Annotated in this window: 17 protein-coding genes and 1 riboswitch; of the genes, 12 read left to right on the top strand and 5 right to left on the bottom strand. The window is 60.7% G+C overall.

Features of this window, described 5'->3' with window-relative positions:
* Window positions 1-18: 18 nt before the first annotated feature.
* Complete coding sequence (locus G0Q00_RS12460; RefSeq protein ID WP_163039774.1) at window positions 19-885, bottom strand: branched-chain amino acid aminotransferase; 867 nt, start codon at window positions 883-885, stop codon at window positions 19-21.
* A 187-nt stretch (window positions 886-1,072) separates the two neighbouring features.
* Between G0Q00_RS12460 and G0Q00_RS12465 the strand changes: the two genes are divergently transcribed.
* Both G0Q00_RS12465 and G0Q00_RS12470 read left to right on the top strand, forming a co-directional pair.
* Entirely contained in the window at window positions 1,073-1,579 is a 507-nt protein-coding gene (locus G0Q00_RS12465) for a MarR family winged helix-turn-helix transcriptional regulator (RefSeq protein ID WP_163039776.1), read from the top strand.
* Window positions 1,572-2,273: a response regulator gene (locus G0Q00_RS12470; protein WP_163039777.1), complete on the top strand. Its 702-nt coding sequence runs from the start codon at window positions 1,572-1,574 to the stop codon at window positions 2,271-2,273. Before G0Q00_RS12465 ends, G0Q00_RS12470 begins: the two co-directional genes overlap by 8 nt.
* Before the next feature lie 166 nt (window positions 2,274-2,439).
* Here G0Q00_RS12470 and G0Q00_RS12475 read toward each other — a convergent pair whose 3' ends face one another.
* Window positions 2,440-2,751, bottom strand: a complete 312-nt coding sequence (locus G0Q00_RS12475; RefSeq protein WP_163039778.1) for a hypothetical protein — start codon at window positions 2,749-2,751, stop codon at window positions 2,440-2,442.
* A 106-nt stretch (window positions 2,752-2,857) separates the two neighbouring features.
* Between G0Q00_RS12475 and G0Q00_RS12480 the strand changes: the two genes are divergently transcribed.
* From G0Q00_RS12480 to dxs, 4 genes are read left to right on the top strand one after another with little or no spacing between them, the layout of a single operon-like run.
* Window positions 2,858-3,793 carry a histone deacetylase family protein gene (locus tag G0Q00_RS12480; RefSeq protein ID WP_163039779.1) on the top strand — a complete coding sequence of 312 codons (936 nt, stop codon included), beginning with the start codon at window positions 2,858-2,860 and terminating at the stop codon, window positions 3,791-3,793.
* Window positions 3,790-4,032, top strand: coding sequence for an exodeoxyribonuclease VII small subunit (locus tag G0Q00_RS12485; protein ID WP_163039780.1), 243 nt, complete (start codon window positions 3,790-3,792; stop codon window positions 4,030-4,032). Before G0Q00_RS12480 ends, G0Q00_RS12485 begins: the two co-directional genes overlap by 4 nt.
* Window positions 4,033-4,887, top strand: a complete 855-nt coding sequence (locus G0Q00_RS12490; protein WP_163039781.1) for a polyprenyl synthetase family protein — start codon at window positions 4,033-4,035, stop codon at window positions 4,885-4,887. It abuts the gene before it with no gap.
* Window positions 4,888-4,911: 24 nt separating this feature from the next.
* On the top strand, window positions 4,912-6,840 hold the full coding sequence (gene dxs / locus G0Q00_RS12495; protein WP_163039782.1) for a 1-deoxy-D-xylulose-5-phosphate synthase: 1,929 nt from the start codon (window positions 4,912-4,914) through the stop codon (window positions 6,838-6,840).
* Here the strand turns inward: dxs and G0Q00_RS12500 are convergent.
* Entirely contained in the window at window positions 6,837-7,670 is an 834-nt protein-coding gene (locus tag G0Q00_RS12500) for an SDR family oxidoreductase (protein WP_163039783.1), read from the bottom strand. The genes dxs and G0Q00_RS12500 overlap by 4 nt on opposite strands.
* A 97-nt stretch (window positions 7,671-7,767) precedes the next feature.
* Here G0Q00_RS12500 and ade point away from each other — a divergent pair, with 97 nt between their 5' ends.
* The 6 genes from ade to G0Q00_RS12530 all read left to right on the top strand — a co-directional run bounded on the left by ade (window position 7,768) and on the right by G0Q00_RS12530 (window position 13,681).
* Window positions 7,768-9,570 (top strand): adenine deaminase, encoded by a 1,803-nt coding sequence (gene ade, locus G0Q00_RS12505; protein ID WP_163039785.1) that lies wholly within the window; start codon window positions 7,768-7,770, stop codon window positions 9,568-9,570.
* Complete coding sequence (locus tag G0Q00_RS12510; RefSeq protein ID WP_163039787.1) at window positions 9,570-11,054, top strand: AMP nucleosidase; 1,485 nt, start codon at window positions 9,570-9,572, stop codon at window positions 11,052-11,054. Before ade ends, G0Q00_RS12510 begins: the two co-directional genes overlap by 1 nt.
* A 186-nt stretch (window positions 11,055-11,240) precedes the next feature.
* On the top strand, window positions 11,241-11,528 hold the full coding sequence (locus G0Q00_RS12515) for an HU family DNA-binding protein (protein ID WP_108858109.1): 288 nt from the start codon (window positions 11,241-11,243) through the stop codon (window positions 11,526-11,528).
* An 81-nt stretch (window positions 11,529-11,609) separates the two neighbouring features.
* Window positions 11,610-12,485: a DMT family transporter gene (locus tag G0Q00_RS12520; protein WP_163039789.1), complete on the top strand. Its 876-nt coding sequence runs from the start codon at window positions 11,610-11,612 to the stop codon at window positions 12,483-12,485.
* 57 nt (window positions 12,486-12,542) lie between these two features.
* Window positions 12,543-13,256 carry a cytochrome c biogenesis CcdA family protein gene (locus G0Q00_RS12525; protein ID WP_163039791.1) on the top strand — a complete coding sequence of 238 codons (714 nt, stop codon included), beginning with the start codon at window positions 12,543-12,545 and terminating at the stop codon, window positions 13,254-13,256.
* Between the two features lie 14 nt (window positions 13,257-13,270).
* On the top strand, window positions 13,271-13,681 hold the full coding sequence (locus G0Q00_RS12530; protein WP_163039793.1) for a thioredoxin family protein: 411 nt from the start codon (window positions 13,271-13,273) through the stop codon (window positions 13,679-13,681).
* A 114-nt stretch (window positions 13,682-13,795) separates the two neighbouring features.
* Here the strand turns inward: G0Q00_RS12530 and aroC are convergent, their stop codons facing one another.
* Both aroC and G0Q00_RS12540 read right to left on the bottom strand, forming a co-directional pair.
* On the bottom strand, window positions 13,796-14,902 hold the full coding sequence (gene aroC, locus G0Q00_RS12535; protein ID WP_163039795.1) for a chorismate synthase: 1,107 nt from the start codon (window positions 14,900-14,902) through the stop codon (window positions 13,796-13,798).
* 66 nt (window positions 14,903-14,968) lie between these two features.
* Entirely contained in the window at window positions 14,969-15,934 is a 966-nt protein-coding gene (locus G0Q00_RS12540; RefSeq protein WP_163039797.1) for a DMT family transporter, read from the bottom strand.
* 240 nt (window positions 15,935-16,174) lie between these two features.
* A riboswitch (TPP riboswitch) is annotated at window positions 16,175-16,281 on the top strand.
* Window positions 16,282-16,317 lie beyond the last annotated feature (36 nt).

Below are 16,317 nucleotides of genomic sequence, written 5' to 3' on the forward strand. Positions count from 1 at the left end.
AAAAAGCGTTAAGCGGCGTTAGCTGCGGACCAGCTTTTCATAGCTTTCCGCGATGTCGCGAGTCAGCGCGCCCACTTCGAACGTGTAGTCGCCGATCTGCCCAACTGGAGTGACCTCGGCCGCTGAACCGGTCAGCCAGCACTGTTCGAAATCAGCCAGTTCCTCGGGCATGATGTGACGTTCATGCACGGTGATGCCTTTTTCCTTCAGCATACCGATGACCGTCTGACGGGTCAGACCGTTCAGGATCGCGTCCGGGAGCGGCGTGTGAACTTCGCCGTCCTTCACGAAGAAGACGTTGGCGCCGGTCGCTTCGGCCACATACCCACGGTAATCCATGAACAGCGCATCCGAGCAGCCTTTGGCCTCGGCAGCGTGCTTGGACATGGTGCAGATCATGTAAAGACCAGCGGCCTTCGCGGCGGTCGGGATGGTCTCGGGCGACGGACGCTTCCACTTGGCGATATCCAGCTTGGCGCCCTTCATCTTGGCGTCACCGTAGTAGTCGCCCCAGGCCCACGCAGCCACAGCCATACGCACCGGGTTCTTGGCAGAACTGACACCCATGTCTTCACCCGCACCGCGCCATGCAACAACACGCACATAGGCATTGGTCAGGCCGTTCGCCTCAACCACAGCCTGCTTGGCGGCTTCGATTTCATCCACCGAATAGGGGATGGGCATGTCCATCATCTCGCCCGATTTCAGCAGGCGTTCCGAGTGCTTGCGGCTGAGGAAGATCTTGCCGTCATACAGGCGCTCGCCTTCAAAAACCGACGAGGCATAGTGCAGCGCGTGGGTCAGAATGTGGACGTTCGCATCGCGCCAATCGACCAATTGGCCGTCCATCCAGATCTTGCCGTCGCGATCATCATATCCGCTCATGTTTCCGTCCTTTCCAGTTTTGTGCCACGGGACCGCCCCGCAGTGTTTTTGCAATTGTTGCGCAATATTGGTCCGCTTCGGACATAATATTTCGCGAAATCCGCAAATCGCTAACAATTGATTCTTGGAAAGTCAACAACACTGACATAAAACTGGAAACTGTAACATGATTTGTGATGAGGACGTCATGAGTGAACGGCAGTCCCCCGGCGGGCAAAGCCTTCTGTTTCTTACGGACGAGCAGCTGCGCAAGGGCATCGAGGCGATGTTCTTTGCCTATCGCGGCTTTACGGCGGATCCCGATCGCATCCTGAATAAGTATGGTTATGGCCGCGCCCACCACCGCGCGCTGCACTTTATCAGCCGCGCGCCGGGCACGACAGTGAACAATCTGCTGTCCATTCTGGGTGTCACCAAGCAATCGCTGAACCGCGTGCTGCGGACGTTGATCGAAGACGAGCTGGTCGAAAGCCGCGTTGGCACTCGCGACAAGCGCGAGCGGCACCTTTTTCTGACGGACAACGGCACCGCGCTGGAACAAGAGCTGTCAGACGCCCAGCGCGAGCGGATGCGTCAGGCCTATCGTGAAGCCGGACCCGAGGCCGTACAGGGTTTCCGCACCGTGCTTGAGGCCATGATGGACAATGACATGCAGCGCCATTTCACCCGGATGAAGGAAGGCAGACATGACTGACGCGCCCGAAGCACATCTGCTGATCATCGACGACGACGAACGCATTCGCGGACTGCTTCAGAAGTTCTTGGTGCGTAATGGCTTCTGGGTCAGCGCTGCACGCGACGCCGCCCACGCCCGCCGCCTGCTGGCTGGGCTGGATTTCGACCTGATCGTCACTGACGTCATGATGCCGGGCGAGGACGGGATCAGCCTGACCCGCTCCCTGCGCGAGACGCTGACCACGCCGATCCTGCTTCTGACCGCCAAGGGCGAGGCCGAGGACCGGATCAAAGGGCTTGAGGCAGGAGCTGATGACTATTTGGCGAAACCATTTGAGCCAAAAGAGCTGCTGCTGCGGATCAACGCCATCCTGCGGCGCATGCCAGCCGCCACCGAAGACGCGAGCCCGAAATCGCTGACATTGGGTGACAAAACCTATGACATAGAGCGGGGCGAGCTGTGGTGCGGTGAGGAATTGGTGCGCCTGACAGCGACCGAGAACCAGCTGATGAAGATCTTCTCGGCCACGCCTTCCGAGCCGGTTAGCCGGGCGTCCTTGGTCGAGCAACTGGGCCGCGATCAGGGGCAGGCGCAGGAACGTGCTGTGGATGTGCAGATCACCCGTCTGCGCCGCAAGTTGGAAGCCGATCCGAAGCAGCCGCGCTACCTGCAAACTGTACGCGGGGCGGGGTACATGCTGGCGCCCGACTAAATCCGCCTAGTCGAACAAATCTGCGCATTCTGACGGCATGTCTTCGGGCCAGTTTTGCACCAAATAGGTAGGGGTAGAGACTGAAACGACGCGCGGCGCGGTGTCTTGCCCGGTCTCAACCTCGCCTTTTCCGGTCAACAGGTTCAGATCACAACTGCCGATATCGTCAAGGTCCAACGTGTCGTACCAACGATAGGTATAGCCGGCGATCCGCATCGCGCCACGACAGCGTATGAATCTGCTCCCACCTATTCCGGCCAATGGCGCTGTTGTGGGACATCACCTGAAGCGAGCCATGTGGCGTGACAGTCAGCGACGGTTGCTGCCCTATCCCGCCGACCCAGACGACATCCTGCACCCAGTGGGTTTCGCCGCTGCCCAGTTTCAACAGAAGGTCCGCATCTCCGCTTTGTCCGAAATCCATCAAGGCGGCGTGATCTTCGACCCCATCCCCTGTGAAATCACCGCTGATCTGCATGGAAAACCCCTCTGCCCACGCCGGGGATGCGACCAATAGAAACGGGATGATCCAGCGCATCGGAACCTCTCTTGTTGTTGGGTCACTATTGCCCTAGCGTCGCGCCATGACAACGCTGCTTTATACCCATCCGGTCAGCTTCGACCACATCACCCCGCCCGGCCACCCCGAGCAGGTGGCGCGTCTGGAAGCCATCGAAACCGCCCTCTCCGCCCCCCACTTTCAGTCTCTAATCCGGCCCGAACCGCCCGTTGCGTCACTGGACCACGTACGCCTTGGCCATTCCCGTGCTTATTTCGAGCGGATCGAAAACGCGCAACCTGTGGAGGGCTGGGCGCAGCTGGATGGCGACACCTTCATGGCCCCCGGATCGTTTGAAGCCGCCCTGCGCGCAATCGGCGGCAACATCGACGCCGTGAACCGCGTGATGGCGGGCGAAGCGCAAAACGCCTTCATCGCCTGCCGCCCCCCCGGCCACCACGCCGAGAAAGCCACCCCGATGGGGTTCTGCCTGTTTTCCACCGTCGCGATTGCCGCCATTCACGCGGCCAACGCGCATGGGCTGGATCGCATCGCTGTGCTGGATTTCGACGTCCATCACGGCAATGGCACGCAAGACGTTTTGTGGCACGAAAGCCGGGTGCGGTTCGTCTCGTCCCACCAGATGCCGCTTTATCCCGGCTCGGGTGGCATCCACCAAAAAGGTGCCTTTGGGCAGGTGCTGAACCTCCCCTTGAAAAGCGGCACCGGTGGGGAAGAAATGCGCGACGTGTGGGAGCGCGTGTTGAGTGACGAGATCGAGCCCTATAACCCCCAACTTGTGCTGGTTTCCGCCGGGTTTGATGCCCATCGGCGTGATCCTCTGGCCAATCTGCACTGGGAAACCGAAGATTTCGCATGGCTGGCGCATCGCATCTGCGATCTGGCGGATAAATGCTGCGATGGGCGGGTGGTATCGTCGCTTGAGGGCGGCTATGATCTGGAAGCCCTCGGCGACAGCGTCGGGGCCTATATCAACGTGATGATGGAGCGTGGCGCATGAGCGACAGACCGGTAAGCGAAATGTCCTTTGAAGAGGCCATGCGGGAACTTGAAACCGTCGTGGGCCAGCTGGAACGCGGTGACGTGGCGCTTGAGGATTCGATCAAGCTGTATGAACGCGGAGCCGAGCTGAAGGCGCGCTGCGAAACCAAGTTGAAAGAGGCCGAAGAAAAGGTCGCTGCCATCACGCTGGATCAGAACGGCACCCCCACGGGGACAGCCCCGGCCGAAGGGCTGTAAATGTTCAAGACCCGTCTGGACGACACGGCGCGCGCCGCGCGGGCGCATCTGCACGCAGCGATTTCCGATAAAGGCGCCTTGGCCGAACCCATGCGCTATGCCACCGCGGGCGGCAAAGGGCTGCGCGCCTTTCTGGTAATGGAAGGTGCACGCCTTCACGGTGTGGCCGAGGCCCGCGCGTTGTGGCCTGCCGCCGCGATCGAAGCAATCCACGCCTATTCGCTGGTCCATGATGACATGCCTTGCATGGATGACGACGACCTGCGCCGTGGTCTGCCGACTGTGCATAAGAAATGGGACGACGCGACCGCCGTTCTGGTGGGAGATGCCCTGCAAACACTCGCGTTCGAGCTGCTGACCCATGAAGACGTGAGCGACGCACGCGTGCCTCTGGTCCGCTCCATGGCGGTTGCAGCTGGGCAGCTGGGCATGGTGCATGGGCAAGCGCTGGATATCGCTGCCGAAACCGCCGAAACCCCGCTGAATTTGGACCAGATTACCGAGCTTCAGGCAGGAAAGACCGGCGCTTTGATCCGCTGGTCTGGCGAAGCAGGTGCCGTGCTGGCCGGGGCAGATATCGCCCCGATGCGAGACTATTCCAGCGCACTTGGGCTGGCCTTCCAGATTGCCGATGACATTCTGGACGTCGAAGGCGACGCCGCCGCCGTCGGTAAAGCCGTGGGCAAGGATGCCGATGCAGGCAAAGCCACCTTCGTTTCTCTTTTGGGGCTGGAAGCGGCAAAGACCCGCGCAAAAGAGCTTGTAAATCAAGCTTGTGACGCACTTTCCCCCTATGGTGAGGACGCCGATACCTTGCGAGAGGCCGCCCGCTTCGTTATCCAGCGTGACAGGTAGCCCCTAAAGCCAACCGAGATTTACATGGCCGATCGACCCGAGACCCCCCTTCTGGACCGCGTAGCAGTCCCCGCCGACATGAAAACCCTGTCGGACCGCGAGCTTGAGCAGCTGGCGCATGAAGTCCGGGCCGAGACGATCTCGGCGGTGTCGGAGACCGGCGGGCATTTGGGTGCTGGTCTGGGTGTTGTTGAACTGACCGTGGCGCTGCACGCGGTCTTTGACGCGCCGAAGGACCGGATCGTCTGGGACGTGGGCCACCAATGTTATCCGCATAAGATCCTGACCGGACGCCGCGATCGTATCCGCACCTTGCGTTGTGAAGGGGGCCTGTCTGGCTTCACCAAACGCTCGGAAAGCCCGTTTGATCCGTTTGGCGCGGGACATAGCTCGACCTCGATTTCCGCAGCACTTGGCTTCTCGGTTGCCCGCGATCTGGGCGGCGCGCCCGAGCACGGGATTGGCGACGCGGTGGCCGTAATCGGTGACGGATCCATGTCAGCCGGCATGGCGTTCGAGGCGATGAACAACGCAGGCCACCTGAACCGCCGCCTGTTCGTCATTCTGAACGACAACGACATGTCGATTGCGCCGCCTGTTGGCGCGCTGTCCAGCTATCTCAGCCGCCTTTACGCCGAAGAACCGTTTCAAGAGCTGAAAGCCGCCGCCAAAGGCGCGGTCAGCCTGCTGCCCGAACCCTTCCAGGAAGGTGCGCGCCGCGCTAAGGAAATGGTGAAATCCATGACCGTCGGCGGCACCCTGTTTGAAGAGCTTGGTTTCTCTTATGTCGGCCCCATCGACGGGCATGACATGGACAGCCTTCTGTCCGTCCTGCGCACCGTCCACGACCGCGCCACCGGCCCGATGCTGATCCACGTGATCACCAAAAAGGGCAAAGGCTATGCACCTGCCGAGGCTGCCCGCGACCGCGGTCACGCCACCGCGAAATTCGACGTGGCCAGCGGCAAGCAGCACAAGGCTCCGTCGAACGCGCCCAGCTATACCTCGGTCTTCGGGAAAGAGCTGGTGCGGCTCGCGACCGAAGACGACAAGGTTTGCGCCGTCACCGCCGCGATGCCGGATGGGACTGGGCTGAACCTGATGGCAGAACGCTATCCCTCGCGCTGTTTTGACGTCGGCATTGCAGAGCAACACGGCGTCACCTTCACCGCCGCGCTGGCCGCTGGCGGCATGAAGCCCTTCTGCGCGATGTATTCGACCTTCCTGCAACGTGGCTACGACCAAGTCGTGCATGACGTGGCCGTGCAACGCCTGCCCGTCCGCTTCGCCATCGACCGCGCCGGTCTGGTCGGCGCCGATGGTGCGACCCATGCAGGGTCCTTCGACATTGCCTTTTTGGCCAACCTGCCCGACATCGTCCTGATGGCCGCCGCGGACGAAGCCGAGTTGATGCACATGATCGCCACCGCGCACTCGATCAACGACCGCCCTTCGGCCTTCCGCTATCCGCGCGGCGAAGGTGTCGGCGTTGAACTGCCCGAAAAGGGCGAAGTGCTGGAAATCGGCAAAGGCCGCATGATCCGCGAAGGCTCGCGTGTGGCCATCCTGTCTTTCGGCACGCGTTTGGCCGAAGCTGAATCCGCAGCCGAGGCGCTGTCTGCTCGCGGCATCACCCCCACTGTCGCCGACGCCCGGTTCGCCAAACCCTTGGATCGCGATTTGATCCTGTCACTGGCGGAAAATCACGAAGCCCTGATCACCATCGAAGAAGGTGCCGTTGGCGGGTTCGGAAGCCATGTGGCTCAGCTGCTGGCCGAGGAAGGCGTGTTCGACACCGGTCTCAAATTCCGCTCGATGGTGCTGCCGGACACATTCATCGACCACGCATCACCCGCCAAGATGTACGAGGAAGCGAAGCTGTCCGCCAAGGACATCGAAGCCAAGGTACTGGATGTTCTGGGTGTCGCGCAAATCGGTGAAAAGCGGGCCTAACTCTCGGCTTTTAGCAGCGCTTGCAGCCCGTCCTGATAGGTCGGGTAGCGCAGCTTGACCCCCAGCTCTTCCTTGATCCGGTCGTTCCGCACCCGTTTGGATTCTGCATAGAAACTACGCGCCATTGGGGTCATCTCGGCGGTTTCAAAATCCTCGGCGGGGGGGATGGGCAGGTTCAGAAGCTCGGCGGCATGGGCCAGAACGTCCTCGGGTGGGGCGGCGTTGTCGTCGCAGACATTATAGATCCGCCCCGGATTGGGCTGTGCGATCGAGGCTGCTAGCACCTGCGCGATATCTGCGACATGGATGCGGGAAAAGACCTGATCGTTCTTGATGATCCGCCGCGCGGTGCCTTTACGCACCTTGGCAAACGGCCCGCGTCCGGGGCCATAGATCCCGGCCAAGCGGAAGATGTGCAGCGGCAACCCAGCCTCTTCGGCCAGTGCCTGCCAATCGGCTTCAGCCTGAACACGCCACTTGCCCCTGCGGGTCGACGGCGCAAGAGGTGTGTCTTCGTCCACCCATCCGCCCTGATGGTCACCATAGACCCCGGTGGTCGACAGGTAGCCAACCCACTCTAACTGCGGGGCGAGGGCTGCGATTTCGTCTCTAACCTTCCGCAAAACGGGGTCTCCATCCCCGTCCGGCCCGGCGGAAATCAGAAGATGCGTCGCCTGTGAAAGCGGCTCCGATATCTCCGCGCCCGGCCATTGGATCACATCCGGCCCCGCTTCGCGCGAGGTGCCGATCACGGTGAAGTCGCCGGGCAATTCTGCGGCCAGTGCACGCGCTGAATAGCCATATCCGAATACAAACAGTGTCTTTTTCATGCGCGCAGTATCGCCGCCAGCGCGCGATTTGAAAGCGCAAAATCGCCGGGCCCGGATAGGGGGTTGCGCTAACAGAGGATTTCGGAACAATTGATCCATGGAAAGACCAATTCTTAAATCATGGCCCGAAAGTGCGGCGCGATTGATCGCTGTCGCCGCCGGGCGCGACGCAGCAGACACAGTGATCCAAGGCGGCCGCGTGGTGAATGTCCACACGCGCGAGGTGCTGGATTGGCAGGTCGCCATCGCAGATGGGCGCTTTGCCTATGTCGGGCCGGATGCCAGCCATTGCATTGGGCCAGACACCGACATCATCGACGCGGGCGGGCAGTACCTGATCCCCGGTCTGTGCGATGGGCATATGCATATCGAAAGCGGCATGCTGACGCCCGCTGAATTCGCCCGCGCGGTCATTCCGCACGGCAGCACCACAATGTTCGTAGACCCGCATGAGATCGCGAACGTGCTGGGGCTGGAAGGTGTGCGCTTGATGCATGACGAGGCTCTGATCCAGCCCGTGAACATCTACACGCAGATGCCCTCCTGCGCGCCTTCTGCGCCGGGGCTTGAGACGACAGGCTTCGAAATCACGCCCGAGGACGTGGCCGAGGCGATGACTTGGCCCGGCATCATCGGGCTGGGCGAGATGATGAACTTCCCCGGTGTGATCAACTCGGACCCCAAGATGCTGGCAGAAATGGCCGCGACCCAGAACGCGGGCAAAACCATCGGCGGGCACTATGCCAGCCCTGATCTTGGCCCGAATTTCCACGCCTATGCGGCGGGCGGGCCGGCCGATGATCACGAGGGCACCTGCGAGGCCGATGCGATCGCGCGTGTCCGTCAGGGGATGCGGTCGATGATGCGGCTAGGGTCCGCGTGGTTTGACGTGGAAAAGCAGATCACCGCCGTAACCGAAAAGGGTCTGGACCCGCGCAACTTCATCATCTGCACCGATGATTGCCATTCCGGCACGCTGGTCGAGGAAGGCCACGTGAACCGCGCCCTGCGCTATGCGATCAGCTATGGCTGTGACCCGCTGATCGCGCTGCAAATGGCGACGATCAACACGGCGACGCATTTTGGGTTAGAGCGTGAGTTAGGCTCTATTACACCGGGAAGACGCGCTGATGTGATCCTGACCGATGATTTGGCCACTCTGCCGATCAACCGCGTCTTTGCCCGTGGTGTCAGCGTTGCCGAGGGCGGCAAGATCACCGTGGATTGCCCGCATCTGGACTGGCCCGCGCATGCGAAGGCCACCATGCATATGGGCAAGACCATTGTGCCCGAGGATTTCATCGTGAAAGCGCCTGAAGGGGCGAATTCAGTCACTGCCAAAGTCATCGGGATTGTGGAGAATCAGGCACCCACAAAGTCTCTAACTCGGGATCTTTCTGTGTCTGACGGCATCGTACAAACCGACGAAGCACAAGACGTTGCGCAGGTGGCTTTGGTGGAACGACACAAAGGCACCGGCGGCGTGGTGAACGGGTTCGTGAACGGTTTTGGCTACAAAGGTCAAATGGCGATGGCGTCCACCGTGGCGCATGACAGCCACCATATGATCGTGGTCGGCACCTCGCATGACGACATGGCGCTGGCCGCCAATCGTCTGGCCGAGGTCGGCGGCGGTATGTGTGTCTATCAAGGCGGAAAAGAGCTCGCGTTGGTCGAGCTTCCCGTCGCGGGCCTGATGTCCGACGCCCCCGCAACCGAGGTTGCTGAGAAGGCCAAAAGCATCATTGACGCGATGGAGACCTGCGGCTGCACCTTGAATAATGCCTCGATCCAACACAGCTTCTTGGCCTTGGTTGTCATCCCCGAGTTACGGATCTCTGATCTGGGATTGGTGGATGTAACGAAATTCGAACTGACCGATTTGTTGAAGGAAAATTAATGACCCCCAGCGCACCCTCTATCCCCGTGGTCAGCCCCGGTGGCGGCGCCTATCAGGTGTTTACCGACCCCAAGGCGGCAGTGGACGAGTTGAAATCGCTTTATGAAAAGGCCTGCACCTTTCTGTGCGAAACGTTCGAGCAGAACGCCAGCGGTGCCCAGCCGCCCAGCCGCTTTCGCGCCTTTTACCCCGAGATCCGCCTGACCACGACCAGCCACGCACAAAAGGACAGCCGGCTGAGCTTCGGCCACGTGTCCGCCCCCGGCACCTATGCCAGCACCATCACGCGCCCGGACCTGTTTGCGAACTATCTGGAACAGCAGATCGCGCTGCTGATGCAGAACCACGGCGTTCCAGTTCAGATTGGGTACTCGACGACACCGATCCCCGTGCATTTCGCGGTGTCGCGCAATCCGAACATCACCGTCCCGCAGGAAGGCGCGATGACCTATCCGCTGCGCGATGTCTTTGATGTGCCGGATCTGTCGACCACGAATGATGACATTGTAAATGGCGTGGCCGAGCTGGATGACAGCGGCGCGGCCCCCCTCGCCCCGTTTACCGCGCAACGCGTGGACTATTCCTTGGCGCGCCTGTCGCATTACACCGCGACCATGCCCGAGGATTTCCAGAACCACGTGCTGTTCACCAACTACCAATTCTATGTCGAAGAATTCGAGGCTTACGCCCGCCAGATGCTGGCCGATCCGGACAGCGGGTATGAGGCCTTTGTCGGTCCGGGGCATCACCGGATTACGAAAGCAGACGAAGATCTGCCGACCCCGGCGAAACTACCGCAAATGCCCAGCTATCACCTGACGCGCGCGGATGGGTCGGGTATCACGTTGGTCAACATCGGCGTTGGGCCGTCAAATGCGAAGACCGCAACGGACCACATCGCTGTCTTGCGCCCCCATGCGTGGCTGATGGTTGGCCACTGCGCGGGCCTGCGTAATAGCCAACGTCTTGGCGACTTCGTGCTGGCCCATGCCTATCTGCGCGAAGACAAGGTGCTGGATGACGATCTGCCGATCTGGGTGCCGATCCCACCGCTGGCGGAAATCCAGATTGCATTGGAAAAGGCCGTGGCACAGATCACCGAATATGAAGGCTATGATCTGAAGCGCATCATGCGAACCGGCACCGTTGCGACGCTTGATAACCGCAACTGGGAACTGCGCGACCAGCGCGGGCCGGTTCAACGCCTGTCCCAATCCCGCGCCATCGCGCTGGACATGGAAAGTGCCACCATCGCCGCGAACGGTTTCCGCTTTCGTGTGCCCTATGGAACGCTTCTATGTGTGTCCGACAAACCGCTGCACGGAGAGCTGAAATTGCCCGGCATGGCGTCCGATTTCTACAAGACGCAGGTGGCGCGCCATTTGCAGATCGGGATCCACGCGATGGAGACCCTACGCGACATGCCGATCGAACGCATCCACAGCCGGAAACTGCGCAGCTTCGAAGAAACCGCATTCCTGTAAATCAGGGACAATCAGCCTGATGATGGTGAATTCAAACCTGCCCTTGGGGAAGGCACGCTATTTTTTGGCGAAAAAGCGCTATTTCCTAGGAAAATAGGGGTAACTAACGATTGTGTCGCCCTGCTACATACAGTTAAATGCCCGCAATGAAGCCCAAGAAATGGGCAATTGTGAGGAGTGTTATACATGTCGAAACCGATGACCAAGACCCAGCTGGTGGCCGCTCTGGCTGAAGAAATGGGTTCGGACAAGAAGTCCGCAGCTGGTGCCCTGGAAGGTATCATCAACATCATCACCCGCGAAGTTTCGGGCGGTGGCGCTGTGACCCTGCCCGGCGTTGGCAAAATCTATTGCCGTGAGCGTCCGGCACGTATGGTGCGCAACCCCGCCACCGGCGAGCAGATCCAGAAAGAAGCCGACAAGGTCGTCAAGATGACCATCGCCAAAGCGCTGAAAGACAGCGTAAACGGCTGATCTGGTCACAAGGGGCCTTGCCCCGCTGCCAGAATTCGGAAAGGGTCGCCAGATTGGCGGCCCTTTTCATTTGGAGGTGACATGGACCTGCGCGCAATCTTCATGGGGCTGGCCTTTGCCCTGATGTGGAGCTCGGCCTTCACCTCGGCCCGGATCATCGTCGCGGATGCGCCGCCGCTCTATTCGTTGTCTCTCCGGTTCCTGATTTCAGGGCTTCTGGGCGTGATCATCGCGCGCGCCTTGGGGCAAAGCTGGCGTCTGACCCGGAACCAGTGGCGAGCTGTGATCATCTTCGGATTTTGCCAAAATGCGCTGTATTTGGGTCTAAATTTCGTCGCCATGCAGTGGGTCGAGGCAGGTCTGGCTTCGATCATCGCGTCGACCATGCCGCTGATGGTGGCCTTCGCGGGCTGGAGCCTGTTGGGTGACCGCCTGCGTCCGATGGCCGTCACAGGATTGTTTGCAGGCGTCGTCGGCGTGACGCTGATCATGGGCTCGCGCCTATCTGGCGGCGTCGACATCACCGGCGTCATCCTGTGCTTCGTCGCCGCCGCCGCGTTGACCGCGGCCACCTTGTCGGTCCGCACAGCGTCCTCGGGCGGCAATCTGATGATGATCGTCGGGCTGCAAATGTTCGTAGGCTCCGGCGCGCTATTTGTCGCCGCCCTGTTTTTGGAAAGCCCGGCCTTCACCCCCAGCCTGCGCCTTGGCATGGCCTTTACCTACACCGTGCTGGTGCCCGGGCTGATCGCCACGTGGATCTGGTTCGCCCTGGTCGGGCGCATCGGCGCGGTCAAAGCGGCCACGTTCCACTTTCTGAACCCGTTTTTCGGCGTCGCCATCGCGTGGCTCTTGCTGGGCGAAGCGCTAAGCGTCGTGGATTTCATCGGCGTCGCGATAATTACGATCGGCATCCTTGCGGTGCAGCTTTCGAAACAAAATCCCACAGCAACGTGAAGGCGCTTGCCCGCTTCGTGAGATGACTTTCGCTGCGATTTCCAACACATTCCAAGCATGGAACTTGTCTTTGGATACCTTGCCGGGCTTCTGACCCTGATCAACCCCTGCGTCCTGCCGGTGCTGCCCATCGTGCTGGCCACCGCATTGCAAGCCAGCCGGTTTGGCCCCTTGGCCGTTGCCGCGGGCATGAGCCTATCCTTCGTGACGCTGGGCCTGCTGGTCACCGTACTGGGCTATACGATCGGCCTGACCGAGGACATGGTCGCGCAGGCAGGCGCCATCTTGATGGTCGGCTTTGGCCTGATTCTGATGACCCCGGTCCTGTCCGAACGGTTCGCCACAGCCACAGCCGGATTCTCGGCTCAGGCCGACAACTCGCTTGATGATGTGAACCGCAGCGGCCTATCCGGCCAATTCCTTGGCGGCATGTTGCTTGGCGCGGTCTGGAGCCCCTGCATCGGCCCCACGTTGGGCGGCGCGATCTCACTGGCATCACAAGGCAAATCGATCCCGTGGGCAGCAGCCATCATGGTGACCTTCGCACTGGGCGTGTCTACGATCATCATCGTTCTGGGCTATGGCGCACGGTCCGCGATCATGCGCAGACAGGCACTAATGCGGCGAATTGCGCAGAAATCCCGCCCGATCATGGGCGCGATCTTTGTCGCGGTCGGCACCGCCATCCTGTTCCGCTTTCACCACACACTCGAAGCCTGGGCAGTTCAAATCCTGCCCGCATGGCTCAACGATTTCTCTGTATCCCTCTGAAAAAGGAGACCATCATGAACCGCCGAGATTTCCTGTCCCTCACCGCCGCCGTATCGCTTGTGCCCGCCTTGGCCCGAGCGGGTGCGATGGACTATAGCCGAGGCGTTGTCGAACAGGCGCTGGCGAATGGCGAAACCGTGTTTCTGGACTTCAAAGCCAGCTGGTGCTCGACCTGCGCAGCGCAAGGACGCGTGATCAACGCCCTGAAGGCCGAAAATCCCGCTTATGACGAGAACATTACCTTCATCAATGTCGACTGGGACAAGTATGGAAAGTCGAAACTGTCCCGATCCCTGCGCATCCCGCGCCGCTCGACATTGGTGGTCCTGAAAGGCGAAGACGAGCTGGGCCGCCTCGTAGCAGGCACGTCGAAAGCCGACATCAAAGCGCTGATGGACACAGCGCTGTCGGCCGCGACCGCCTAACGACTTTTTCTTGTCCCAAATATCCTCGCCGAAGGCATTGAATCTGCCGCGCATCAGCGCGGCCACCCCCAACCCAGAGGGATCATCGAAGATGCGCCTGATGGGGCGGGAGCCTTAACCGATCTGACCGCGCGGGCCTTCACCAATCTGCGCGCGGTGCAGCATCAGGTGATCAAGGATCACGCAGGCGGCCATCGCCTCGCCCACCGGAACCGCACGGATGCCGACGCAGGGGTCGTGACGGCCCTTGGTGATCACCTCGATCGGCTCGCCCGATTTGGTGATCGACTTGCGTGGCGTCAGGATCGAGCTGGTCGGTTTCACCGCAAACCGCACAACAATATCCTGCCCGGTCGAGATGCCGCCCAGAATACCACCCGCGTGGTTCGACGCATAAACCGGCCCGTCCGGACCCATCGAGATTTCGTCCGCATTCGTCGTGCCGCGCAGACCGGCAGCGGCCATGCCCTCGCCAATCTCGACGCCTTTCACGGCGTTGATCGACATCATCGCAGCGGCTAAATCAGTGTCTAACTTGGCATAAACCGGCGCGCCCAGCCCGACGGGGGCGCCACGCACCACGACCTCGACCGCGGCGCCGACGCTGTCATTTTCTTTTACGCGCAGGAATTGCAGATAGTCTTCCCATTCCTGCACCGCGCTAGCATCCGGCAGCCAGAAGGCGTTGTTGTCGATAGCATCCCAATCGAATTTCGAGCGATCCAGATGTTTCTCGCCCATCTGGGTCATGTAGCCTTTGATTTCCAGCCCCGGCACCAGCGCCTTCAGCGCCTCGCGGGCAACGCCACCAGCGGCCACACGCGCAGCCGTTTCGCGGGCCGACGACCGGCCTCCGCCACGCGGATCGCGGATCCCGTATTTCTGCCAATAAGTGATGTCAGCGTGACCCGGACGGAAGGTCTTTTCGATCTCGCCATAGTCTTTCGAGCGCTGATCCGTATTCTCGATCATCAGCTGGATGGGCGTGCCGGTGGTCTGTCCTTCATAGACACCCGACAGGATGCGCACCTGATCGGGCTCATTCCGGGCAGTGGTGTTCTTGTTCTGACCGGGACGGCGCTTGTCCAGCCAGACCTGCAGCATCTCGGCCTCAAGCGGCACGCCGGGGGGGCACCCGTCGACTGTCGCGCCCAAGGCAGGCCCGTGGCTTTCACCCCACGTGGTGACACGGAAAATATGACCAAAGCTGTTCATCGACATGGGCGCGCTCCTTCATTCCCAAGCGTGATAGCGAAGGGGGAAACGAAAGGGAAGCGCCCCAAGGGCCTAGCTTTCGCTTTGTTGCGGCCTGCGATGTTTCGGCTTCGGCGATGGGCCAGCATCGTAGCGCGGGTTCGGGTTGCGCAGGATGGGGTTGCGGACCGACACGGACGGGCGGCTTTCCCGCCAGACAATGAACACGCCCGAGGCAATGATCACCGCCGCACCGACGCCCACCCACATGTCAGGTAGTTCGTCAAAGAACAGCGCGCCGAAGGCGGTCGCCCACAGGATCTGACTGTATTGCGTGGGCGCAACCACGGCAGCTGGCGCGACGCGGTAGGCGGCAATGATCATCATCTGCGCAAACACGGACATGACGCCCACACTGGCGGACAGGCCAAGATCCACGATCTGCATTGGCACATAGACGAAGGGCAGGATCAGCCCCATCGCAAGGATCGACGACAGCATCGGGTAGAGGATCATCACGGCGGTGCGCTCCTCGCCCCCGATCTTGCGCATGATGATCGAGCCAAGTGCCGAGCAGAAGGCGGCGATCAACGCGCAGATATGGCCGAAGGTGATTTCGGTCACACCGGGGCGTAGAACGATCAGAACGCCGATCAGACCGACGATCACCGCCGCCCAACGCTGACCGCGCACGGGTTCTCCCAGCAGCCACGCCGACATGGCCGTGATCAGCAGCGGTGTGGCGAAGAGCAAGGCATAGACCTCGGCCAGCGGCAGCACGGTGAAGGCGTAGAAGGCCGTCGACATGGCGATCACTGTGGTCGTTGACCGGATTAGGATCAGCCACGGGTGATGCGGGCGGAAATTGTCCACCTGACGATCCGCCAGCATCATGATCGACATCGGCACGAAGGCAAACAGCATCGCGAAAAAGATGATCTGGAACACGGCAAATTGCATGCCCAGCAGCTTGATCACCGCGTCATGGGTGGCAAACAGCCCAAAGGCAGCAAATGCGAAACCAAGCCCGCGCAGAGGGGATGAAGATGTGTCCGACATGGACCGCTCCAATGCTGAAGATGTTATCGCTCACATTGCTGATTGTTGCGCGTGGGTCAAGGGCATGTCCGCTATGCGTTCGCGCGTGCATTCGATCGTGTCATTGCTGGCCCTACGAATTCGCAAATCAGGCCTTAGGTCAAATAGGGTTTCTTTTCATGGGGTTGCGCGGGAAGTACTCTATTGCAGCAGAACCTACGGTCAAATCTGCTTGCCAAGCCTCTGCGCATTGTGCACGAACGGGGCACCTCGGGGTGCTGTGATCCCACAGCTGAGATGCGCACACGCGCGGACCCGTAGAACCTGAACCGGCTCACACCGGCGGAGGGAAGGTGGTTTGGACATCCCCAAATGCCCCCATCCGTTCGGCGCATATGGAGGAC

Origin of the sequence: Aliiroseovarius sp. PrR006, from assembly GCF_010500215.1 — a bacterium.
Lineage (GTDB): Bacteria > Pseudomonadota > Alphaproteobacteria > Rhodobacterales > Rhodobacteraceae > Aliiroseovarius.